This is a genomic window from Paenibacillus sp. Soil766 (assembly GCF_001428105.1).
In the GTDB taxonomy this organism is placed as follows: Bacteria; Bacillota; Bacilli; order Paenibacillales; family NBRC-103111; genus Paenibacillus_E.
In genome coordinates this window covers 20,216-41,910 of record NZ_LMSJ01000037.1, presented here as the reverse complement: position 1 = coordinate 41,910, position 21,695 = coordinate 20,216, and the positions used below count along the sequence as shown (strand labels likewise).

The following is a 21,695-nucleotide window of genomic DNA, read 5'->3' as shown; positions in this document are numbered from 1 at the left end:
TGACAAGGCAACTGCCATAGTAGAATCCACCTTGTCACTTCACAAATATCAGCAAAAATATACCCCAAAATTTTCCATTATACCAATAGACGCAAAATCAATATAAAAAGTTTCGAAATACGAGAGCACTTAGAACTTTATTAAACTCCCTTTAATGAGAAATAGAGCAGATGCCGTGATGGCATCTGCTCCATGAACTGACTTAACAAACATTCCTCGTTAGTTTTGTCATTCGTATTTCAATTCCATAGGATCTTTTATTTGGATGGAATGTAAATATCAATTTGACTACCTTTGTTTTCTAAGGTATGTATGTCGTTCCAATATTCAATATCAATAGGTCTACCACCATACGTTTTATTGATAAACAGTTTTTTAATTAAGTTGAAGTATACGTATGATTTCACCATCAATTATCTCTTCGCTTGCCTTATTAAACCCCAAGGCTCAATTAATTTTTTCATTGCTGCCTTTCCGTAGCCCTTACCCTGGTGATTTTCATCAATCATTATTGCAGGTATCCAGTGGTTACCATCCCCGTCTGGCTTCTTACAAGACAGAGGATTTATTCCCTCTATGACTATAATTGAACACCCTTCATTGCAACAACCACTGCATGGATATTTTTCATACCACATCACCCCTTTCAATTTGGAAATCACCCATTCATCTTACCACTAAGTTTTTGATCTTGATTGGTACAAAACAGCTATTAAAATTGAGTCTCGAGATCTGACTCTAAAGTTGATCATCCACCACGCTCTACTGCCCGTTAACTTAATAAAGGCTGCCTCGCGGCAGCCGTTCAATTATATTCTTACGTTAGCGCAATGATCTGAACTTCAACAATTTATAGCAGACCTATAGCATACTTTCTATTTGGTACTGCTCCTTTTAACAGAATAAGTTCAATTCCAGTGTAATTATTATTATGTAAATCAGTTATACAACCATGTAGTTCTTCTCTTACAATTTTTACATTCTTATCAAAAAGCACATGCCATGTCTTATTAGTTCGAGTTATTATGCTATTACCTTGGTTTATGAGATCCTGAATTTTGTAGTCACTCTCTATCGACAACCCGATCCACTCATTTTCATCGTCGAATAACAAATTACAGTTTTTATCTGATTCACCACCACTATTCAATCTAATGCAATCCTCTCTGGCGTAGAAATATAAGTAAACAAGTGTATGATTTTTATCGTCATAAATTGTAATTTTCATTTTTACACCACCTATACATAAGCTTATTAAACTCTCGTTCCCGTTAGCTTAGGGCTTTAGTGGCCGAATGTAAGTGACGTACATTTGTTAGATTTTTCAATATTCTTAAGTTGTTCATCCGCGTTCCAATTATCATTATGTTTAGTAATAGGCAACAACCTAGAATACTCCAACTTGATATTCATCCTCGTATGCAAGAACCCCAGGAAGTTCTCTGGAAACAGATTTTATTATTTGTATTCGATGTCTCTCAGCAATTCCAAAGAAAGGTTCTAGATGAACTAGCATGGTTTCTGTTCTATCAACATCTTTAAACCAAGTTACAGCGTTAATTGAATTATTATCCTCATAAAACGGTGGGTTAGGTAAATTTCGTTCAAACCAGTCTTTGGTCTCGAGATATAGCTTGCTCTCCCATTCTGAAAGTTTTCCATCACGATATAGGTGATATATTACTACAAAGATACCATATGGTTTTTTAGTTTTAGGACTATTATAATTACCATGAAATCTAATATACATTGTTACTTCCCACCACCCTTCTGAGTTTTCAATAGCTCGGTTTGCATAAGCCCTTTAGCGTAATAGAGCTGCCAGTTTATCGGCAGTCACTACAATATTGTAATTGGTTTACAATTATGAGCCATAGAGTTATAGCCCACTGACGTAATAGTTGTGGAGATTAAGTCAATAACCTCCTGAATGCTCAGTACTAACTCCTTCTGCTCGTCCATGTCTTTCAAACGTAGTTTTCCAAGTTTCTCTTCATTTTCACCTATCAAAATCACATACCGAATTCCATTAGATGAGGCAGTTGCTAGAGATTTCCTTAACTTTCGCCCACTTGTATCTGTCTTTGTACGAAAACCACTTGCTCGCAGTTTAGCTGCTGTTTTAAGCACTTCTGTTACAGTTTCCCCTATAGGAATGACAACGACTAAAGCACTTGAAATTTGAGCTGGTCGACTCTCAAGCATCGCCATGATTGATTCCATACCAAAAGAAATTCCTACTGTTGGATATTGAATATCATCTCTACCGATTAGCTGTCCAATTATGGCATCATAACGACCACCGCCGCCTAAGCTTGAAGAGAAAGAGCCAGAGGCATCAAAGATCTCATAGACCGTTCCTGTATAAAACGATAACCCACGTGACAGGAAGGGATCAAACTTACATATTTGCTCTAATCCTAAGTCATGAATAATATTTTGAAGTGATTGGACTTCTAGCGCGCCAGGCTTATCTTGGATTCCATATTTTCTTGATACAATTTCAAACGATGAGTTATTCAATTCAAGTAATTCCTTTATTGAGTTGGTTACTTGAGCATCTAGCCCTTTGCTAACAAGCTCTTTTATAACTCCGTCATTTCCAACTTTTTTTATTTTGTCGAGTGTCAACATGACAGATAGCTTTTCATCGGAAGGTACGTCAATTGATTCAAGAACTTCACTCAAAAACCGTCTATTGTTCCACTTGAGTGTAATCGGAATCTCCAGCCTTTTGAAAATTTCAACTGCTAACTGCATTAACTCAACCTCTGCCTCAGGTCCCGCGATTCCAACTACATCAACATCACACTGTAAAAATTCACGTAAACGACCTCTTTTAACGGGCCCATCCCGAAAAACCTTACCAATTTCGTACCTCTTATAAGGAAGTTCAATACCTGGATTTAATGCGATCACTTTTGCAAAAGGAATAGTGAGATCATATCTAAGTCCAAGATTTCGCATACCTTGATCCGTTATTTGGTACATTTCCTTCAGTATTTCATCGCCGCCTGCATACTTCGATGCCAAAAGATCGAGTTCGCTTAATATAGTAGAATCCATCCCATCAAAATCATATAGTTCAAATACTTCTTGAAGTGTGGATTGAACTTTTTTCCTAAGCGATTGTTCCTTTCCGAAGAAATCATAGGTACCTTTTACATTTTGCACAATCATCATTCCCTTCAACTTTGATAAAATAAAAAACGCGCCGGACCTCATGGTCCTGCGCGTTCGATATGCCGCAGGGAGGCCAACGCGAAAAGCGTTAGCCCACCCTGAATTTTTCTCAGGTGTGCTAACGCCTTTTGTGATGATGAAGTTGATTCAACATGATTCTTTTCATGAGGTTCAATCCCCTTCGACACTTGAATACACCGATTATAACGGATCACTTCAACTCACGCAAGATTGATTTCCATATTATAACTTGTAGGTTTTGTAGCCGCGCTCTACTCCCGTTAGCTTAACGATTCAAGTGCTTTCTTTTACTTACGGCAGATCAGCCTTTAATCCGTATTGTTGCTTAGCTTCCTTACCGGTAAGGAATTCTTGTTTATTAACTGGAAGAGACTGCACGAGTTCATCCAAGGTTCGAATCGGCTCATTCGATTGAATGGGGGATACCTTAGCGTGTTTATATGGATTCTGTAGCCAACGCATGAACTCGGCTAACTCGTCTAAACCAATTTCTCGATAATCTTTCTGCACTTGCTCAAGGTATTCAAAAAATAACTTCAAGTGGAAACAGAAGGACCGTAAAGTATTCCGAGCTGCACCACTGTTATCTTTGAATTTCAAATACTGTAGAACCGGCTGTACGGGTTCATTATTTGGATTCATCAGCATATACCGTGTTTTACCATCTTTTGTCTAAAGACTGACAACCCTCATTAAACCACTCCTGTTGGTTTCCTTGCTACTTTTAAAACAAAATCTTTTACTCCCGCGCCTTCGCTTGGGCTACGTCCTCAACCTCATTAATATACTATAAATACTATAAAATTCAATAGAGTTATAGCATCAACAAAGTAATAAAAATAATGAGTGAAGATACATTGAATACTGTAAAGTCACTCATTACGACGAGTATAGATAAATGACGGTTTTATACGCTAAGCATTAGCGGACACGCATTCGCCTCCGTTCTGTACAACTTTAGCGGACTTTATAAGCCGATTTCTGATTGCCTGAGGGTGGTGACAGCTAGGCTGGTATTACCCCTACAGATAAGTTACAGACATCCACTTATGATTTTATATTAAGCGTTCATGTTGTCCAAAGAAAATAAAGTGTTGGATTGAAAAATAAAGTATTAGACGCGGTATGTATTGGGACATCCAGGACGGTCATGATCTGATCAATAGAGAACGGGTCAAAAAGAGAAAAGTAGCTGTATCTGACTTAGCACAATTGATTCAAGAAGATGGGCTTGAATCTAAAGTATTAGCTACTAAAACAGGATCTGACGTAAGTAATATTCTAACATGCTGGTACAAACCTACTAATAAGGAGATTTGCTACCTGTTCCATTTCGCATACCTGAAACTCTTTTTGTTGGTGCCATCATATAGTTTATCCAAAATATAGATTTGCAACCATGTTCCCATAATCCATGTAGTAGAAAAAACACCAAACCCCCACCAATACTTAAAGACGTTAAAATTAAATATATATAAAAGATAATGTTGCAAGAAGAGAAAACCTGATACAATAATATACCACCACCACTTAGGCTTTAAAAAATATGTGGTCATTGCAATACTTCCCTGTAAAAATGTTAAACCGGCATACATAGAAGCTGCATTGGCGGAAGGGGTCGAAAACAAATTGGCTGTTAACGTCTGAACTCCAAACAAATACATGAACCAGCCAGGTGATGTGAACCAATTTAAACCCAATAATCCAAACAAAATATAAATAAAATTCAAAACTCGGCCGTTTCCTTTTAGGCTTTTCATATATATTAATTTTGTTACACCAAAAAGAATTATAAGACCAACAAATGTCATCCATGTCCGGTACCAATTATGACTATAAATACCTAAATATAAAAACAACTCTTCTACTAGGCAGTATAGAACGATACTAATTACATACCAATAAAACTTTAGATTACGAGCTGCTAGCAAAATAGCTGTTGCTGATACAGACACCTGTGAAAAATAATTACCAATAATCGATTCATTGTGCCAATAATATTCAGCATGAGGAAGCTTAAAATGTTGCCATGATTCTGGTAAAATCTTTGGGTAGTATGAATAAGACTTAAAATCAGCCATGATAATAATTTCACACATAACAGTTACTCCCACAATACTAATAAACAAACCCAATAAAAGCTTTTTTCTTTTGTTGTTAATTATCCCAAAAGTTAGTTCTATAATAGAGGCAATTCCTAAAATTATATACCAAATTGTATTGGTCCAGAAATATTTCATTCTATGCTCCTTCTTTTTTGATCACAATATCAACTTAATAGTATAGTATTCAACAAAAAAATACATTTCATACTTAAATGAGCATTTTTCATAATCCTGAGCCCCTCATACGCAAGGATTCTCAGGCATAAAAAAGGGACTTCACCCCAACTCTGAACTGTGACCCGTATGATAAACACTTTGAAGAAAGTGACCCTCTTACGGGTCATTTGTGTTTTAATCAAGTTTTATGGGAATTGGGAGAGGCTCATGGGAAAAGTAAGAGGCGCAAACAGACTGTTCACTGAAAACCAAAGAAGACGGCTGGAACTCAATTTGAACGTTGGAAGCGGTGAAGGCGTATGAACAAGGTGAGACACCGATGGAGATTTTCTTGAACGCAGATGACATCTCAGCTGTTGGTAACGAGAAGCCTAAGAAGTGTTTAAAGTGGTGGAGAGATCAGTATCATAAGTGCGGAGAGGCAGGATTGCTGAAGATCGCCGAGGCAAGAACAGTACGGGAAGATCGACTGAAGGCGAGTTAACGGCTGAACAGAAACTAAAACGGTGCAGAAGCCCGGATCAGACTGTTGGAAGCGGAGAATGACTTGCTAAAAAAGCTCGAAGCTCTCGAAAGACAAAAACATCACTAACGTCTGCAGCGCTATGCTATTGTAAAACAAACCATTCAATCATATGGAATGAAGCGTATGACGGCCTACTTGTGCAGGGTTGTAGGAGTCAGTCGCAGCGGTTACTACAGCTGGCTTGCGGCGGAAGATCGTCGACAACTCCGCAAACGTTCTGATATCAGGAGAAAATAAAGTTTTAGACTGGAGTTCTTGATTAGAAGCGGGTTTTGGATTTGAAAAATCGTCAGCTTATGCAAAATAAGTTTTAGATTGACCCTAGAAATTGAAGCGGCGACAGCCAAGGACGAGAAAATAAAGTCCTAGACTGTCACCGTTTCATTCAACTAACGTTACCCGTTAGTGAAAAAGCAACTAGGATCTTCCCTATCCCTCCACATAGTAATATATCGTTATGTTTTCTTATTAAGTGATTTGCGATCACTAGCTTTTGGCGGTTCTTCTAACCAACCATTTTTTATCATGAGATTCGCACCGTCTTCAGCAAATTTTGCAAGTTCACTGATAAATAGAACATATTGTGCGCTAAGATCTCTTCTTGCATTAACACTAAAAGCGGTACCATAAAAAGCAATTGATAATTGTGTAGATAGTTGAACCTGGTACATAAGATATTTATCGGAAAAAGGTGTTAGCGTTGAATTAGTGACTAATGATTGCCAAGATATAGGTGAATTTAGGTTCTCTTCACGAAATATTGACTCGAATGTTTCAATGTGTTTATTGGCAATTTTATGTCCTCTCATAATTAATTGGCGAACTTCTTCCGATTTGGCAACTTGAATAAATCCAACCTTTAACGCAGCATGTAAATTCATTTTAATCATATTAAAGGTTATATCCCCAATTTCCAAAACTGTTAAAGGTCGGCGTTCCCCTAGCCATCCTGTTAAAAAGCTTTGATGTTTAATAAAATCTACACTATCAGGCGGATCAATTACTGGCGGACGCGAATAGAGTCCTTTCTTAAGCATGGCATCAATAGTTTTATCGAAAAGCATCATAGTTTCCTTATTGCATGCTATGTAATATTTCCGTATATCTGATCGAATAGATGTGCTTACAGACAGTGAGTAACCAGTCATTCCTTGTAAAGTCATAACATAAAGATAATAAATGTAAAAAGGATCTTGAAACAGACGCGGAGCTTTTTTATTAACGTCTTGTTCTGTAAAACCCTGTGGAATTGGGTAATTTTCTTGTGTCAAAAAATCTTTAATTTGCTGCACATGATTTATCGATAATTCTAAGGCTGTTACATAGAGCGCGTGGATGTCTTTATCATCAATGTGTTCAAGTGCATATTGGGAAAATAAAATTGACATGGTATCAAACATATATTGTGTCCAAAGACTAGCAATCTCTGGTGCTGTTAATCTAATATTGTTGGTTTCCAAGATTTTCTCTCCTTAATCATTTTGGTAAGATATGCTTATCATTCCACTTTAAATAATTATTTATGTAGGTTGTCATTTTATTGTATATTACTGCCCCGTTAGCGGGGAAAAGGCAGCAGGTTGATGTTGGCTGCCTGGTTATAGTCGGTATTAAGCTATAGTGTTCCGAGGGAGCGGAACAGGCTACCGATATTAAATCTACGGTAGCCTGCAGTGGTATTCGTATTCGACTATCATCTGGCCGTTCACCGTCGCGAGATCGAACTTTTTTTGCTCGCATATGTCTCTTTTTACTTTGCTGTAACTAAGCTATATGGAGTAATAACAGTGTAACCCGCAGCTATATTGTCTGCTGTATCCCAAGAAACCTTGTCACCCCATAGATTTTGCATGTACTTCACATCAACATCACGTTTATACCACTTATTCAATTCAACACCCTCTGGCAGATCGGTAACGGATGTGAAACGAACATATTGCGTTCCCCGAATTAAAAACTCATTATTGGAGTTTTCAGTTCTTTTTTGTTTAAATGCCAGTGATAAATCAGTCACGAAGAAGCTCTCTTGAATGTATTTCCCGTCTTTTACTTCCTTAACATAAACATCGATTAATTTAGGAAGATCTTCATTTGAGTAATGGACTCCGTGGTAAGTGGAGCTCTGACTATAGTAACGGAGCATTTTATTTTTCCACGAATCGCCAACCGTTCTATAATCAAGGTTTTCGTACACATTCATCCAACCAATCATATCATTCATCGCTTGCGTAACCAATTTGGTATCATTAGTTGATGAATCATGTCCCATTGGATAGATCAAAGCATCTTGATTTTTAGCCAAAGAAGTGCCAGTGTAATGATTAATCGGCAAATTTGCTAACCGCTTAATATCCGCATCTTTATCCACCCATGATTCCAGTTGAGTTTTGGAGAACTTTTGAACATCTTGTTCACCCTTGAACTTTGCCAACAACTCACTCAATATCGGCTTTTTGTTCTTAGCATCAAGGTAACGCTTAAGCATAACTGTCGCTTCTGCTCTTGTTGCAGAACGATCTATTCTAAACGTCCCATCGTCATAACCGTTAATAATATCCGAACTGTTAACCAATGCGATAAAAGGCACATCAGACAATTTCATTTCGTCCTGATCGTTAAACGGCACATTAATTGCTGGAAGCTGCTGAAAACCTGTCAGAACTTCTCTCCAAAGTAGGCTTGCTTGCGCCAAAGCACGAGCGACCATCTTACTGATTTCCAACCGAGTAATATTCTCGTTCGGTCCAAAACCATTTGGATATTCAGACTTCACAATGATACCTTGGCCTACCAAACCACTAACTTTGGATTCTGCCCAATGGTCTTTTGTGTCAGTAAATGCGTTACTCCCGCCCTCTGCATCCATTAGTTCAGAAAGAACCTTACTGAATTCGGCTCTTGTAATGGTTCCATCCGGTCGAAACGTACCATCTGGGTATCCATCAACCGCCTCTGATTCCACCATGTATGTAATGCCACTTTGTGCCCAATGTCCTCCTACATCTTTGAAGTCCACTTTTCCGTTAATAGCAGCTGCACTTACGGATTGTCCAATACTTAAAGATAACACTATCATTCCAATAATCAGCGTTTTTTTCATTGTTCCTCCCAGGTGTATGCTATTTCAAATTACATTCTACTAATTTTTCCATTCGCACGTAAAGTTTTTTACATTATCCTGCCCGTTAACGTAATGAGGCTGCCGTTTGTGCCGGCAGCCTCGTTTAGTTCTGTATTGAGTTGTAGGTCTCCTCTAGCTTAAATTTCCCCCTATTTGTTACCCATCAGATAATGGAAAACTTATTCGCTTCAAAGAATCAATTATTTTGATGGTATGTAAATATCAATTTGATTATCTTCGTTTTCTAAAGTATGAATATCGTTCCAATATTCAATATCGATAGGCCTACCGCCATACGTGTTATTGATAAACTCATACGTGATGCCAATTTGCGATTCTGCACCTTTATGTGCAATTTTGATAAAACGTCCAGGATGTAAGGTGTATGTAATCATATCGTCTGGAACCTCGTCGAAAGATTTCACTTCGTAGGCAATCACATGCTGATACGGAACATCGGGAGTCCAATGACCGTCATGAGGATATATTTGAATTAAATACATCCCTGACCCTATCCTGCTTTCTATTTCAGGGGCTCGTTTCTCTAATTCCTCACGGAGTTTTCCGCCAATCTTCGTTTCAATAACCTTGTTTAGACTTTCGATTATTGAAAAACCAATTAACTTAATCGCTTCTCTTTCCAGAACGTTGACTTGGTAAGTATTAATAATAAAACCTCCCATTATGGAAAATGCATCCACCTCCATAATAGTCGAATATATGTTCTTATGTAAAGATGAAAATTACATTCGAAAAATATATTAATAAAGCATGTTATGACTGTAAATCAAAATCCTTCAATATGAACTCTACTGCCCGTTAACGCAATGAAGCTGCCGATTCGCCGGCAGCTTCGTTCATAAGAATTTATTCAACTTTTTCGTTCTGCGTTAGTTCAATCGTAACAAGAGTGAAACGATTATGTGCAAGAAGTTGGGTGCGTGAGCGTTTATCTTCTCGTAAACTCCATAATCCAATTGGTATCCCAGTTGTTGCCGCCATCAAACGAAAAGGACTGTTGCCAGCGAGCTGTATTCTCCGTGATCTCATCCCAAGTGAATCTCATGTGCAGCGGCTTTCCGTCTGGCGTTTCCACAACTTGATTAAACACACCAATTCCATTTTCAAACTTTCCGATCAGCGGCCTAAAATCATGAGGGTTGCGATTATCCAGCCATACCAACGACCACAGCTGCGTTTCCTCGTCATAAGCGCGTATCGTCATCCCTTTTCTGACTTCACCATCCGGGAACATTCCTTCAAAATGGTCGATGATGACCTTCCCGTCGAGATATTTCTCACCTGTATGACTAGCTTCAAACTCTTCCCAGACACCTTCCTTTTCCGGATACATCGCATTCGTCCGACGTCTATTGCGATTTATCATCGGTTTAAGCGTAAAATCAAAATCATGCATACCAGAACGGATAATATTCTCCATATGTCGTTCACTCCTAGAGGGGATGTATATTCTATTCCCATTATAAGTCAAGAACATATGTTTGTATAGTTCAAGTTTAATAATGTGGTTATACTAGCATCTTTTAATTATGTTTCGTATATTTAATATTTTCTTTAGTTACTTCAATTAACCTATAAATCGCTTCCTCAATATCTTTACTTTTTTGCGTTTGTTTGTATGTAGATACTGCAATAGTTATTAACAAAATTATTATAATTAATAGCAAAAACAAACAAAATCCATAAAAGATACTCGGTGACATAAAAACTCCCTCCAAACCGCCATTGTAGTTTTAAAGTTCAACTTTCGTTCTCTCGTTAGTTGAGTTGGTTCTCAGTGTCTCGTATGTAATCAACGAACGATATTCCTGCTTTGGATTCCCATACCTTTTTAGATGCAAATCCTTTTAAATTATGTTCATTAATCAAATCAACAATTGATTTTGTGCAAAATAAACGATCAGAATTTACATCTTTAAAAAGCTTGGGTCCCAAAAGTTCACTCGGAATGAAAACATACTTTTGAACTTCCCAAAAATCTTCATTTACAATTAATTGCGATTTGGAAATGTCTATACTTTCTCTAACATCACAAACATTCCCTACCACATAATCTGACCCAGACAATTTTAAGGATTCTATAAGTTTGGATGCTTTCTCTTTAAATATTTTCATTGCATTTTTGGAGAATAACGGAATATTTCTATTAATTATTAAATAATCAATTTCAACGCTGGAAAGCTCCAATGAAGGCTCCTTCCAAACTTCACCTAATTTCGTTCCATTCAAGATAACTTCGTCTAGTCCAGAAATATTAAGTTGAACCTCTGCGTTCAATTCATAAATCCCCAAATTTAACGGATTAATTATATACCTTTCATGGGCTGTAATAGATTTCACTTGTCCATCCTCATAATAATAAAATTGAATGTATGGTTCACCTTTAACAGCCACTCTATGAGCAACATCAATTTTGAAATCAGCCATTAGATTAACTGCGGCCTTGCGCAATAATTTTAAAGTGTCGATACTATCTTCAGAAGTAGGAATAAATTGAATAAAAAAGCGATAATGGTTTAACCCATTCGAAAAATCATCACAGAATCCCAATTTAATGTTCATTTTTTTCCATGATCTACAAGTACCTAAAAATTTGTTAGTTTCATGGTTAATTGGCTTATAACCATAGGTTTCGGTAACCCATTCTGTGAGTTCTTCTAAACTGTCACATCGACCAATATACAACTTACATTCATCCATTAGTTTCTCACCTCATTCGGAGTCGGAGTCCCAAACTAAATCAAATTCAAAACCTTTTAAGTCGCTATTCTCTAAGTAGTTTTTCAGATCATCAGTTATATAAATATAGCGATTTTTTTCCTGCGGTATCTTAAATATATTTGCTCCATGGAGTTTATTAGGATGCAGTACATATTTATGTATTTTAATAACTTTCCCACGACCAGTGTATTCAATTTCAGATGCATTTTCATCTAAACAATCAATGACTTTTGTAACATTAATAATAAAATACTACTTTCTATTATGAATCAATGGAAGCACTTCATAGCCACTATCTATAAATTTCCTCAATACGTTTAATGCCTTGTCTGTAAAAATAGGAACTCCAGCCCTCCAAATAAACAATGGGAAATCAGAGGCATTTCCTTTTTTGTTAGTTTTCATTAACAATGGGGTCCATTGTCCTTTATATGTCTCTCCGTCAAATTGGTCCTCCATTTTTTGCAAATCATCATAATTAACTAAAACGAGATTTTCGAAATCTCGGACATTACAACTCATTTTCCAAACCTTCATTATTGAATACCTCCTATTAACTCAACGTTAACGTAATTATATTGTTCACAAAATTAAACCCACCAAAAGTAACTTGGAAAACTTAGGTACTTTTATGTTATCACAAATCGTGGGCTATTAGCGTAATCTTGCCCGTTAGGTTAGCGAAAGGCTGCCGTTGATGTCGGCAGCCTCCCCTTGTTGTTTGTTGAACAACGTTACTTATTACCCAAGAAGTCTGCTTATCCATTACTGTCGGCAGCTTTTTATTGATATAGATCCGCTAGCGCAACGAAAAAATAGCAGTTCTGTTAGGCATCACTTATTGTTATGTGGTTTATGGTTTCGTCTAAACTCCTCAACCTCAGCCCAAATTATATAACCTATTCCTACAAAGAGGGAAAATTTACTCAGTGTTAATGGGTAATCACCAACACTATAAAGCATGCCTTGAAATAATTGCGGGTTCCATGAGCTCACATTTGAGCCAAAGATCGCTGCACTTAAATACTGTATGGATAATAGAAAAGCAGCAAGAAAGCAAAATACAACCCCAGTTCCCCTCTTAGACAAAAAAACAACTCCTTAAGATTAGATATCCAAATATTACCACACACTTTACACAAACTCACTAAAAACAAATGTATAAAGACTATTCTGAAAATGACTAATCAGAATCACTGAAACTCTCTCCCCGACTCAGCGGCATTGTCTGAGTGGCTTCAAACTGCCAGATTGCGTAGCAATTGAACAAATCTGCCCGTTAGGTGAGCGAAAGGCTGCCGATCGTGCCGGCAGCCTCCCTTTGCTGTATATTGAACAAACATTCACATATATTGGAATTAACTACCCATTACTTGAATGAACAAAAAAGTGACCCACAGCAACGGGCTGTGGGTCATAATTATTTATATTTTAAAGGGGGTCTGTTTTATTATAGGCTTGATTCATTAAAGCCGTATGAAAATAAGATTTCATTTTGTTACATTTATTCAACTACGTTCTTACATTAGATCAATCGTACCGCAATTGAAACGATTATGTGCAAGAAGTTGGGTGCATGAGCGTTTATCTTCTCGTAAACTCCATAATCCAATTGGTATCCCAGTTGTCACCACCATCAAACGAAAAGGATTGTTGCCAGCGAGCCGTATTCTCAGTGATCTCATCCCAAGTGAATCTCATGTGTAGCGGCTTTCCGTCTGGCGTCTCCACCACTTGATTAAACACACCAATTCCATTTTCAAACTTTCCGATCAGCGGTCTAAAATCATGAGGGTTGCGATTATCCAGCCATACCAACGACCACAGATGCGTTTCCTCGTCATAAGCGCGTATCGTCATCCCTTTTCTGACTTCACCATCAGGGAATATTCCTTCAAAATGGTCGATGATGACCTTCCCATCGAGATATTTCTCACCTGTATGACTAGCTTCAAACTCTTCCCAGACACCTACCTTTTCCGGATACATCGCATTCGTCCTACGTCTATTGCGATTTATCATCGGTTTAAGCGTAAAATCAAAATCATGCATACCAGAACGGATAATATTCTCCATATATCGTTCACTCCTAGAGGGGATGTATTTTTTATTCCCATCATAACACGAGAACATACGTTTGTATATTATTCTTATAATTATGAAGCAATTCTTCTGGTACTTCACCACATTAATCTACCCGTTAGGTGAGCGACGCTGCCGATCGTGCCCGGTAGCCTCCCGTTATTGTTTATTGAACAAACGTTCCCACGTTAGTTTAACGACGTACTGAACATCAGTCTTCCAAATTGTACTCATCAAGGTCTTTTGCGTCTTTAAAAAAATCCATATAGCTTTTAACTAAGGATTGGTCTTTACTTATCATGAGAGTAAGTCCAGAATCCCAACAGACAATTTCTACTTCAGCTTTTGGATGTTGAACTGTGGCTCCTTGTTTCCAAAACCCTGGGTTACCATCTGCAAACGGAACGACGCTCAAATTATTAATATCAATCTTCTCCGACTTTCTAAACCCTGAGATTACACCCCAAATAAATTGGATTTTATTCTTGCCAATTAAGTTTGTTAATTGCTCACCTGAAATCCAGTATTTATTATTTCTATCCCAAGTCCCTTTATTTACTTGATATTCTCCGAAGTAGTTCAAAACATCATCTGGTATCCAGTTTAGTTCTAAATCTGTTAATAACCAATTATAATCGTGTTGTCGATTTTGAAGAGCCTAGAATATAGGTCCTAGGTATGTATAGTATTGAATCTGTTTAGAGTCTTTTAATATTGCATTCAAAAACGTTCACCCCTCATTGAAAGTAGGATATTTAAATAATTCGCTAAGTGAAAAAAAATCCTGCCAGTTAAGTGAGCAAACGCTGCCCTTCATGCCGGCAGCCTCATCGTAGGTGGTTATTCAACTAAAGTTCCTACGTTAGCGCAATAAGATATAGCGTAAGGATGAGTTCTAAATTATTAATTGCTTACCTTAACAGTTAGTGATTTGTAATTAGTAAAATCACCTTTACCAACTAAAATAGTGAATAGTAACTGAGCCTTTTTAATCTCACCAAGTGTAGTTGTAGCCGAGCCGAGACTTCCCCCAGTCGCATCTAGGAAAGTAATAATAATAGGAGAATTGTCTGGTACTTCCTCAGGTTTATCTATAGAAAGACCACCGCTTACAATACTGTATTCGCCTGTTTTTACTATATCATTTACACTAAAGCTAACCTTGTTTTCATCATCGGTATATATTCGCCCTAAACCACCAGATACTCGTGAAGGAGTTGGCTGTTGGCTTTCTAAGGTAACTACTGCATATTCCGATACATCTGTCTGACTTAATGTTTGAAAGGTTACGATTTGCTCTTCTCCGAGTGCTGCATTTTTCACTTCGTAAGATACTTTTTCCATGAGTTCGCCCTTGTTGTTCCGAAATACAAGTTTGCCTTTCACGTCTGTTTTGGTCACATCAATTTCAGTGTTAGTAGATTTAGTCAATGACTGATAACCATCAATTAATCTATGATTCCATGCAGAATAACCAATATAAAGTTTACCACTAATAATGGAATGATTGCCTTCTTTTGTTATCGATAAATGTCCTGCACTTATTTCACGATTATTTATGTCTATTATATTAAAACCATTATCTACTGTAATCGTTTTGGACTCTTCATCGTAAGCCACCGTAGAACCCATATTTTCTGCGATATAACGAATAGGAACATATGTATGTCCGTCGTAGTTTAGGGTTTGGTATCCCGAATCACTTGGATTTTTCGTCTCACCGTTAATCACAAATTTAGCAGAAAATAAGTACGCTTGAATTGTGTCTGACGCATAAACAGCGGTTGTAGCGGTAAAGCCAATTCCACAAATTAGACCTAAAACAAACTTCTTCAAAATTCAAACACTCCCTTTATTTACCAATATAAAATTTAGACGGTACAATTAAGTAAAAGTTGCTCTTACAATTTCAATTCTTTTACAAAAAACTTTTATACCAAAGGATTCCATTAATCTGCCCGATAGTTGAGAAGGCTGCCGAACAATGATCATCGGCAGCCATCTCATTTATTTGTTGAACTAAAGTTTTCCGTTAGGTTAATCGTTTATTTCTTTTGCATCGTCTAATTTCAACCAATAATACAGTGATAAATTAATTAATAATCCAAAAAATACTCCAATAACAATGCTGATTATGTTTATTCCATGCACGATAATCGCTAGTATCCCCCCCGCTGGATTGTCATCAGGCAACGGAAATAATGCACTAAAAAGAAACAAAAAAACAATAGAAAAGACAATATAGAAGAGGAGAATAAATAAACTATAATACCAATACCGACTTCTGAAATATAACACTACAGGTATGATATATATAATGCTAAGCAGAATCATAAACGATTCATCATGCTTCAAGAGATAGTCATGGTAATAAAATAATAGAAATATTATTTCCCCAATTATTGCGTATAGGGCACTGAGCAGAATAACCCAAATAAGCGATGATTTAGCGGTTTTCGTTTTATTCCTCATTAAATTCCTCTTATACAATAGTTTCTTTTCATTTTACCGTATTAAGGTAAAAACTGTATAGAATAAACCATACATCTCTGCAAACCTGCCCGATAGCTTAACGAGGCCACCGAATCATACCGACAGCCTCGTTTCTGGTTGAGCTATAGTTCTTACGATAGTTGAATGCATGCTTGTTTAATCAATGATTTTTTAAATTCCACCCATTATAGTCAAAGAAATTAAGTTCGTTATATTTTGCACCATTTTGGATCTCAATTAAATGCCATAAGTGATCACTGTAATCATCCATTGCAAAGCCATTATATTTAGATAATAGCTCTTTAACAACAAACAAAACCTCTTTGTCCCCCGAATGTCTTCCAGAGATGTCTATTTGAATTACTTGATATGACTTAATTATCTCAACTAACGAATTATTTTCAGGACTCTCTATTTCATTTAAGAGATACTTCTGAAGGTCAAACTGAATATATAAAACCGGGTCATTTTTATCATCTACATAAACCCATTGTATATTCTCATAATTGGTAGAGAAAGAGTCTAAGATTTTGAATATAGATTCACTCTCATCTGAATCAATAAATACAAATACCGACCTCATAGATATCTCACCTCGATTCCCCATTCGCGTTTACTGCAATTAATTAAACTTTGCCCTTATATATTCAAGATGGGCACCACGCAAACTACTGCCCGTTAGCACAACAAAGATGCCGTTTAACGCGCCAACTTTGTCATGGTGTAAATTATTGAGCTATTGTTCACCGATAGCCTAACGATTCAAACTTTCCTACGCCAAAACTCAAAAATAATAATTAGAAAAAAGACAACTGTTAGAACAGAGCAGAAATACCTCAATGCATGAAACTCACTTAATGTTTTTGTTATTTTATAGGTAGCTCGAAAAGGTAATGGTGGTTCCCATGCACTTTGATTTTGGGTAATGAATGCTATTGGGAAGCCCAAATTTACATGATTAAGTTGATCATAATTATTTATTTGCATACCGTCCCATATTATCGAGGAAGTAACAAAAATCATTGAAACGATAAGTATACCTAAATAGACAATTGTTCGAATTACCAACACTTCAATCCTCCTATTTGCAATTGACTATTCACATTGGACTTATTGTTTCTGCGAGTCCCAATAACAAAACATTTATACCTATCGATAATTAATACGTTACCATACACTGGAAGTTCTGTTAACCTGCCCGTCAATAAAAAGGAACAGCTACCGGCTCGCGGTAATCTGCTCCCTTATTTTGAACTATCGTTCTTCCGTTAGCGGAATGAACTAGAATTTCACTATCCCTATTTTAAAATTTGAATAGCTGAACTATTCAACAAATAAAGCTGGTTCTAATCATAATCGTGGTTTTCGAAGTTGTCTGTTTCTAATCTTTTAATGATATTTTCAATTTCTTCAATTTTTCCTTCGTTTTTATTTCGTACAGCGAAGATTATATGAATCAATCTTCTCTTTTTCAAATGTAATAGTCTTTTATTTAAAAAAGTTAACAATTCTTTATTTTCCAATACGCTTCGCCCCTCCATAATAATGCCTCTTGGGTATTGGTGTTAAAATTGTTAATTCGCTATCGTTCTTCGTTAGTTGAGCAATGTGTTTTGCAAACTCCAATAAATCTCACTTTTGTCATCACAATAGTAGCCTTCCAAACCAGCAAACTTAACTATCTTGCTTATTGCCTTTTTATCAGAACATAGTAAGGAAAAGTGGCTATCCCAATGAGTTGTAAGCAGTACTTCATTATTGTGAGTAAACAAACTAAGGTGTTGATTTCGCAAAGCCTCATTATCATTAATTAAATCATCAATATACTCCAGTTTTCTCTCGGTGCAAAACTCGTCTCCAGACCATATCCACTCATGTCCTTCATGTTGCAATGACCTAAGAATTTTATTCATTAGAAACTCTGGAAAAAATCCTTCCGTCGGTGCAATTATCCGATGCTTCTCACATGTGTCCCGAATGGTTTTAGCTGTTTCTTCATTTGCATATTGTTTCTTCAATCCGAGAACTTGGATTCTTAATCCAATGTCTAAAAAGCTATAATTTTGTATTCCAGATAGGATTAAGAATTGTTGCCATGTAACTAACTCACATTTTTCTATAATTTCATTTTTACCCGGATATGTTTCAGGTTCAAACAATTCATAATCAATGGATTTTGGTTTAATGAACGGATGATAAAAAATAAATACCTCGTTGTAAAAATCCTTGTAGAATTCCTTTATTGGCGTATCTTCAGGCGCACAAACAGCATACTTATGAGGTTTTGGAAGTACCTTGATTTTAGTCATATAACACCTCTTTCTAAAACAAACTAGAGTTAGCCCAGCAGCCTATAGTTGTAATTCTAACGTTCTTACGTTAGCGTAATGACCTGACCTGTCATCTATATTAAGGTTCACCGTAATTTATCTAAACACAAAGTACAGTTCGAACACAAAATATACATCAGTATGTAAAGACAAAGACACTCCTAATCATCGGAGTGGTTTCAACATTTCCTTTTGAATCTTATTCTTTATACGCATACACTTATTCAAGTGCAAAAAGTTATGTCTAGTTGCTGGCATTAATACAAGCCCAGCGACAGTCTTCTTGCTCCAATATTCAGCAATACCTCTCGCTTCTTGAAGAACAGCATTTTCATCAAATAACCTTTTAATTCTATTAGATTGAACTTTCTGTTTGAACTCGTCTAATTGCAACGATGAAATTATACGTCGTGTCTGTTTTCCTACAGCTATTCTATATTCTAATAGAGCACCAATATCAATACTTAAACTTAGTTCTGTAATGTCCTCATCATTCATGCTATTTCCACTGTGGGAGAATTTGATGTTCATTTTTTGAAGCCAGCTATCAGAATATAGTACTTGCTGACTGTTAGCAACTAAGATGTTCATTGTCATATCTTCTACTCTAGCAATATGCCAAAGATGCCAAACGATTGAGTTCTTTGTATCTGGAGCGTTTACAGGATGTGCTCTCATTGTTTTCTCTTCCAAATTTCCCAAAACTGAATCCTCAAACGTAGGGCAACTACTATTTTCCATCTTTGATGAGTACAGTAACGCATGGTGGGGGAGAAATAGTTCAACCGCATGAACATCTTCACTTGGTTTAGATAGGATTTCTGTTAACATCTTATGTTTTTCATTCCATACCCTTCGTTGCTCCATATCCATAGTTATATGCCCTTCTCCCTCAAATAAAATCATACTTTTATCACGTGTAACCTTTCCTCCAATATACCATATGTTGGGATTATTTTGTGAGTAATAAGTAGCCGTTCCACCACGCAAATCTGCCCGTTAACATTCCTGTAGGTGTTAGTAGATTGCATTTGCAGAAAAAAGAACGCCTCGCTACGATGAGTATGTACTGGGTTGCAGCCCTCAGAACTCACCTTAGGAGCTTCATAAAAAACANATTATTTTGTGAGTAATAAGTAGCCGTTCCACCACGCAAATCTGCCCRTTAACATTCCTGTAGGTGTTAGTAGATTGCATTTGCAGAAAAAAGAACGCCTCGCTACGATGAGTATGTACTGGGTTGCAGCCCTCAGAACTCACCTTAGGAGGCGTTATCATGAAGTCTAATCCAATTAAGTCTCAAAATCAACGTGTAGAACGAATCAGCACTACTACTCTGGTCATAGGCATCGACATTGCCAAGGAGAAACACGTAGCACAAGCCATTAATTTTCGATCCTGGAGTACAACCTGACCTTCTCGGGCTAANCATGAAGTCTAATCCAATTAAGTCTCAAAATCAACGTGTAGAACGAATCAGCACTACTACTCTGGTCATAGGCATCGACATTGCCAAGGAGAAACACGTAGCACAAGCCATTAATTTTCGAGGTGTTGTCCTCTCCAAGCGCCCTATTCTATTTTCGAATGACCTTGCTGGATATGAGCATTTAGAACAAAGCATTCGGAAATTACAGAAGATGCACGGCATGAATGACATCGTTGTGGGAATGGAGAGCACCGGTCACTACTGGTTCAATATTGCCAACTGGTTGGTGGATCAGGGCATTGATGTGGCTCTTGTCAATCCAATGACAACAAAACGTAATAAGGAAAACAGAGATAACTCACCTTCCAAGAACGACCCAAAAGATGCTCTGGTCATCGCCGATGCGGTGAGCCGTGGGTTCTACACGCCCTTCTCTCCAAAGGATGAAGCATTCCGTCGCATACGGGTTATGGTTACAAACAGAGAGCACTGGGTGGTTAAATCAGGAAGGACTAAGAATAGAATTCACCGCTGGCTTGATATCCGGTTTCCAGAATACAGACAAGCATTTGATGATATATTTWGCGATCGCTCGTTAGCCACTTTGCGCCAGTTTCCAGCCCCTTCTGACCTATTGCAGCTAACTCCGGAGCAAATGGTACAGATCTGGGGTGAGTATATGGCCAGACCAGGCGGAGCGCGAGGCAAGAACAAGGCCTTGGAACTTCAAACGCTCGCTAGACATAGCGTGGGAGACACTACTGCCCTTGAAGAAGACAAATGGGAGCTAAGGCACCTCATCGAAGAGTATGATAGGATCTGCCAAATTATTGACGAAGTGGACAAGATGATTGAAAAGATACTGCCTGAAATTCCTTGCTCTGATCTCGTTCGCTCTGTCGGTACTTCCGTTCCAGCAACGGCTGCCATATTGGCTTTTGGCGGGGACTTACGTAAGCTGTCTCACGGAAATCAATTACTACGCAAGGCAGGATTGAACTTAGCAGAACGAAGTTCTGGCAAATATAAGGGGCAAATTAAGCTCACCAAGCGAGGCAACTCACTACTGCGCAAGCATCTCTACTTCACTGTGTTTCACCTGTTATCTTTCAATGAAGCGTTCCAAGCCATACATGCGCACAATACCGAAGTGAAAAGAATGACAAAAATGCAGTCCATGATGAAGCTGATTGGGAAACTAGCCCGGATGCTTGTAGCCATGGCAAAAGAAGGACAAACATTCTCCATAGATAAAGCACAACTACCGTTAGCAGCATAAAAAATAAATCGTAGCCCCTGACACGTAAATTGGCTTATTCGCAGGATCTCACAAAGAAAGCACGGAGTACCGAGATTTTTACGCTTTAGGGCATAGACCCGTTCCRTTAACGTTGATCGGACTCCACACCTTGGATAGATAGGACGAAGGAATGTGAGGGCAAAGACCCGTCGAGATTTGGGAGAGTGAATCCCCAAGGACCTTGTG

Annotated in this window: 24 protein-coding genes and 1 pseudogene; 5 read left to right on the top strand and 20 right to left on the bottom strand. The window is 37.5% G+C overall.

Annotation, left to right across the window (positions count from 1 at the left end):
* Positions 1-413 precede the first annotated feature (413 nt).
* The 4 genes from ASG89_RS26390 to ASG89_RS26375 all read right to left on the bottom strand — a co-directional run bounded on the left by ASG89_RS26390 (position 414) and on the right by ASG89_RS26375 (position 3,174).
* A complete protein-coding gene (locus ASG89_RS26390) occupies positions 414-641 on the bottom strand; it encodes a GNAT family N-acetyltransferase (protein WP_235549935.1) in 228 nt (75 codons plus the stop codon).
* Positions 642-850: 209 nt separating this feature from the next.
* On the bottom strand, positions 851-1,228 hold the full coding sequence (locus ASG89_RS26385) for a hypothetical protein (RefSeq protein ID WP_057314021.1): 378 nt from the start codon (positions 1,226-1,228) through the stop codon (positions 851-853).
* A gap of 159 nt (positions 1,229-1,387) precedes the next feature.
* Entirely contained in the window at positions 1,388-1,750 is a 363-nt protein-coding gene (locus ASG89_RS26380) for a hypothetical protein (RefSeq protein WP_057314019.1), read from the bottom strand.
* An 89-nt stretch (positions 1,751-1,839) separates the two neighbouring features.
* Entirely contained in the window at positions 1,840-3,174 is a 1,335-nt protein-coding gene (locus tag ASG89_RS26375; protein WP_057314036.1) for a histidine--tRNA ligase, read from the bottom strand.
* 49 nt (positions 3,175-3,223) lie between these two features.
* On the opposite strand from ASG89_RS26375, the gene ASG89_RS37895 reads away from it, so the two are divergent.
* Positions 3,224-3,418, top strand: a complete 195-nt coding sequence (locus ASG89_RS37895) for a hypothetical protein (protein ID WP_235549929.1) — start codon at positions 3,224-3,226, stop codon at positions 3,416-3,418.
* A gap of 77 nt (positions 3,419-3,495) precedes the next feature.
* Here ASG89_RS37895 and ASG89_RS37890 read toward each other — a convergent pair whose 3' ends face one another.
* Positions 3,496-3,846 carry a hypothetical protein gene (locus ASG89_RS37890; RefSeq protein WP_235549928.1) on the bottom strand — a complete coding sequence of 117 codons (351 nt, stop codon included), beginning with the start codon at positions 3,844-3,846 and terminating at the stop codon, positions 3,496-3,498.
* A 677-nt stretch (positions 3,847-4,523) separates the two neighbouring features.
* Positions 4,524-5,444, bottom strand: coding sequence for a hypothetical protein (locus ASG89_RS26365; protein ID WP_057314016.1), 921 nt, complete (start codon positions 5,442-5,444; stop codon positions 4,524-4,526).
* 322 nt (positions 5,445-5,766) lie between these two features.
* On the opposite strand from ASG89_RS26365, the gene ASG89_RS36715 reads away from it, so the two are divergent.
* The gene (locus tag ASG89_RS36715) at positions 5,767-5,970 is read left to right on the top strand and encodes a hypothetical protein (RefSeq protein ID WP_157276811.1); all 204 of its coding nucleotides are present in this window, start codon (positions 5,767-5,769) and stop codon (positions 5,968-5,970) included.
* A gap of 156 nt (positions 5,971-6,126) precedes the next feature.
* The gene (locus ASG89_RS38270; protein ID WP_268795661.1) at positions 6,127-6,249 is read left to right on the top strand and encodes a hypothetical protein; all 123 of its coding nucleotides are present in this window, start codon (positions 6,127-6,129) and stop codon (positions 6,247-6,249) included.
* A gap of 218 nt (positions 6,250-6,467) precedes the next feature.
* Here the strand turns inward: ASG89_RS38270 and ASG89_RS26360 are convergent, their stop codons facing one another.
* The 14 genes from ASG89_RS26360 to ASG89_RS26280 all read right to left on the bottom strand — a co-directional run bounded on the left by ASG89_RS26360 (position 6,468) and on the right by ASG89_RS26280 (position 19,770).
* Positions 6,468-7,472 carry a DUF3231 family protein gene (locus ASG89_RS26360; RefSeq protein ID WP_057314014.1) on the bottom strand — a complete coding sequence of 335 codons (1,005 nt, stop codon included), beginning with the start codon at positions 7,470-7,472 and terminating at the stop codon, positions 6,468-6,470.
* A 290-nt stretch (positions 7,473-7,762) separates the two neighbouring features.
* Complete coding sequence (locus tag ASG89_RS26355; RefSeq protein WP_057314012.1) at positions 7,763-9,112, bottom strand: S-layer homology domain-containing protein; 1,350 nt, start codon at positions 9,110-9,112, stop codon at positions 7,763-7,765.
* 221 nt (positions 9,113-9,333) lie between these two features.
* Positions 9,334-9,816 carry a GyrI-like domain-containing protein gene (locus ASG89_RS26350; RefSeq protein ID WP_057314011.1) on the bottom strand — a complete coding sequence of 161 codons (483 nt, stop codon included), beginning with the start codon at positions 9,814-9,816 and terminating at the stop codon, positions 9,334-9,336.
* Between the two features lie 266 nt (positions 9,817-10,082).
* Positions 10,083-10,574, bottom strand: a complete 492-nt coding sequence (locus ASG89_RS26345) for a hypothetical protein (RefSeq protein ID WP_057314009.1) — start codon at positions 10,572-10,574, stop codon at positions 10,083-10,085.
* 338 nt (positions 10,575-10,912) lie between these two features.
* Complete coding sequence (locus ASG89_RS26335) at positions 10,913-11,854, bottom strand: hypothetical protein (protein WP_057314006.1); 942 nt, start codon at positions 11,852-11,854, stop codon at positions 10,913-10,915.
* A gap of 12 nt (positions 11,855-11,866) precedes the next feature.
* Complete coding sequence (locus ASG89_RS38745; RefSeq protein ID WP_414813289.1) at positions 11,867-12,118, bottom strand: imm11 family protein; 252 nt, start codon at positions 12,116-12,118, stop codon at positions 11,867-11,869.
* A 9-nt stretch (positions 12,119-12,127) separates the two neighbouring features.
* Positions 12,128-12,412: a hypothetical protein gene (locus ASG89_RS26330; protein WP_057314004.1), complete on the bottom strand. Its 285-nt coding sequence runs from the start codon at positions 12,410-12,412 to the stop codon at positions 12,128-12,130.
* A gap of 1,047 nt (positions 12,413-13,459) precedes the next feature.
* Positions 13,460-13,951 carry a hypothetical protein gene (locus tag ASG89_RS26320; RefSeq protein ID WP_057314000.1) on the bottom strand — a complete coding sequence of 164 codons (492 nt, stop codon included), beginning with the start codon at positions 13,949-13,951 and terminating at the stop codon, positions 13,460-13,462.
* Positions 13,952-14,168: 217 nt separating this feature from the next.
* Positions 14,169-14,540, bottom strand: a complete 372-nt coding sequence (locus tag ASG89_RS26315) for a hypothetical protein (RefSeq protein ID WP_057313998.1) — start codon at positions 14,538-14,540, stop codon at positions 14,169-14,171.
* A gap of 320 nt (positions 14,541-14,860) precedes the next feature.
* Entirely contained in the window at positions 14,861-15,793 is a 933-nt protein-coding gene (locus ASG89_RS26310; protein ID WP_057313997.1) for a stalk domain-containing protein, read from the bottom strand.
* 817 nt (positions 15,794-16,610) lie between these two features.
* Complete coding sequence (locus ASG89_RS26300) at positions 16,611-17,033, bottom strand: hypothetical protein (protein WP_057313995.1); 423 nt, start codon at positions 17,031-17,033, stop codon at positions 16,611-16,613.
* Between the two features lie 763 nt (positions 17,034-17,796).
* Entirely contained in the window at positions 17,797-17,991 is a 195-nt protein-coding gene (locus ASG89_RS26290; RefSeq protein WP_057313991.1) for a hypothetical protein, read from the bottom strand.
* A 54-nt stretch (positions 17,992-18,045) separates the two neighbouring features.
* The gene (locus ASG89_RS26285; protein WP_057313989.1) at positions 18,046-18,759 is read right to left on the bottom strand and encodes a DUF2711 family protein; all 714 of its coding nucleotides are present in this window, start codon (positions 18,757-18,759) and stop codon (positions 18,046-18,048) included.
* Between the two features lie 186 nt (positions 18,760-18,945).
* Positions 18,946-19,770 carry a DinB family protein gene (locus ASG89_RS26280; RefSeq protein ID WP_321166534.1) on the bottom strand — a complete coding sequence of 275 codons (825 nt, stop codon included), beginning with the start codon at positions 19,768-19,770 and terminating at the stop codon, positions 18,946-18,948.
* A 286-nt stretch (positions 19,771-20,056) separates the two neighbouring features.
* On the opposite strand from ASG89_RS26280, the pseudogene ASG89_RS37025 reads away from it, so the two are divergent.
* A pseudogene (locus ASG89_RS37025) lies at positions 20,057-20,176 on the top strand (IS110 family transposase); the annotation flags it as partial.
* Between the two features lie 34 nt (positions 20,177-20,210).
* The gene (locus tag ASG89_RS26275; RefSeq protein WP_057313987.1) at positions 20,211-21,488 is read left to right on the top strand and encodes an IS110 family transposase; all 1,278 of its coding nucleotides are present in this window, start codon (positions 20,211-20,213) and stop codon (positions 21,486-21,488) included.
* Positions 21,489-21,695: the final 207 nt, after the last annotated feature.

What these genes read in the sequence shown, in the direction of transcription:
- ASG89_RS26385 (WP_057314021.1), bottom strand. Translation starts at nt 1,228, where the DNA reads ATGAAAATTACAATTTATGACGATAAAAATCATACACTTGTTTACTTA.
- ASG89_RS26380 (WP_057314019.1), bottom strand. Translation starts at nt 1,750, where the DNA reads ATGTATATTAGATTTCATGGTAATTATAATAGTCCTAAAACTAAAAAA.
- ASG89_RS37895 (WP_235549929.1), top strand. Translation starts at nt 3,224, where the DNA reads ATGGTCCTGCGCGTTCGATATGCCGCAGGGAGGCCAACGCGAAAAGCG.
- ASG89_RS37890 (WP_235549928.1), bottom strand. Translation starts at nt 3,846, where the DNA reads ATGAATCCAAATAATGAACCCGTACAGCCGGTTCTACAGTATTTGAAA.
- ASG89_RS26365 (WP_057314016.1), bottom strand. Translation starts at nt 5,444, where the DNA reads ATGAAATATTTCTGGACCAATACAATTTGGTATATAATTTTAGGAATT.
- ASG89_RS38270 (WP_268795661.1), top strand. Translation starts at nt 6,127, where the DNA reads ATGAAGCGTATGACGGCCTACTTGTGCAGGGTTGTAGGAGTCAGTCGC.
- ASG89_RS26355 (WP_057314012.1), bottom strand. Translation starts at nt 9,112, where the DNA reads ATGAAAAAAACGCTGATTATTGGAATGATAGTGTTATCTTTAAGTATT.
- ASG89_RS26350 (WP_057314011.1), bottom strand. Translation starts at nt 9,816, where the DNA reads ATGGGAGGTTTTATTATTAATACTTACCAAGTCAACGTTCTGGAAAGA.
- ASG89_RS26345 (WP_057314009.1), bottom strand. Translation starts at nt 10,574, where the DNA reads ATGGAGAATATTATCCGTTCTGGTATGCATGATTTTGATTTTACGCTT.
- ASG89_RS26335 (WP_057314006.1), bottom strand. Translation starts at nt 11,854, where the DNA reads ATGGATGAATGTAAGTTGTATATTGGTCGATGTGACAGTTTAGAAGAA.
- ASG89_RS26330 (WP_057314004.1), bottom strand. Translation starts at nt 12,412, where the DNA reads ATGAAGGTTTGGAAAATGAGTTGTAATGTCCGAGATTTCGAAAATCTC.
- ASG89_RS26320 (WP_057314000.1), bottom strand. Translation starts at nt 13,951, where the DNA reads ATGGAGAATATTATCCGTTCTGGTATGCATGATTTTGATTTTACGCTT.
- ASG89_RS26300 (WP_057313995.1), bottom strand. Translation starts at nt 17,033, where the DNA reads ATGAGGTCGGTATTTGTATTTATTGATTCAGATGAGAGTGAATCTATA.
- ASG89_RS26290 (WP_057313991.1), bottom strand. Translation starts at nt 17,991, where the DNA reads ATGGAGGGGCGAAGCGTATTGGAAAATAAAGAATTGTTAACTTTTTTA.
- ASG89_RS26285 (WP_057313989.1), bottom strand. Translation starts at nt 18,759, where the DNA reads ATGACTAAAATCAAGGTACTTCCAAAACCTCATAAGTATGCTGTTTGT.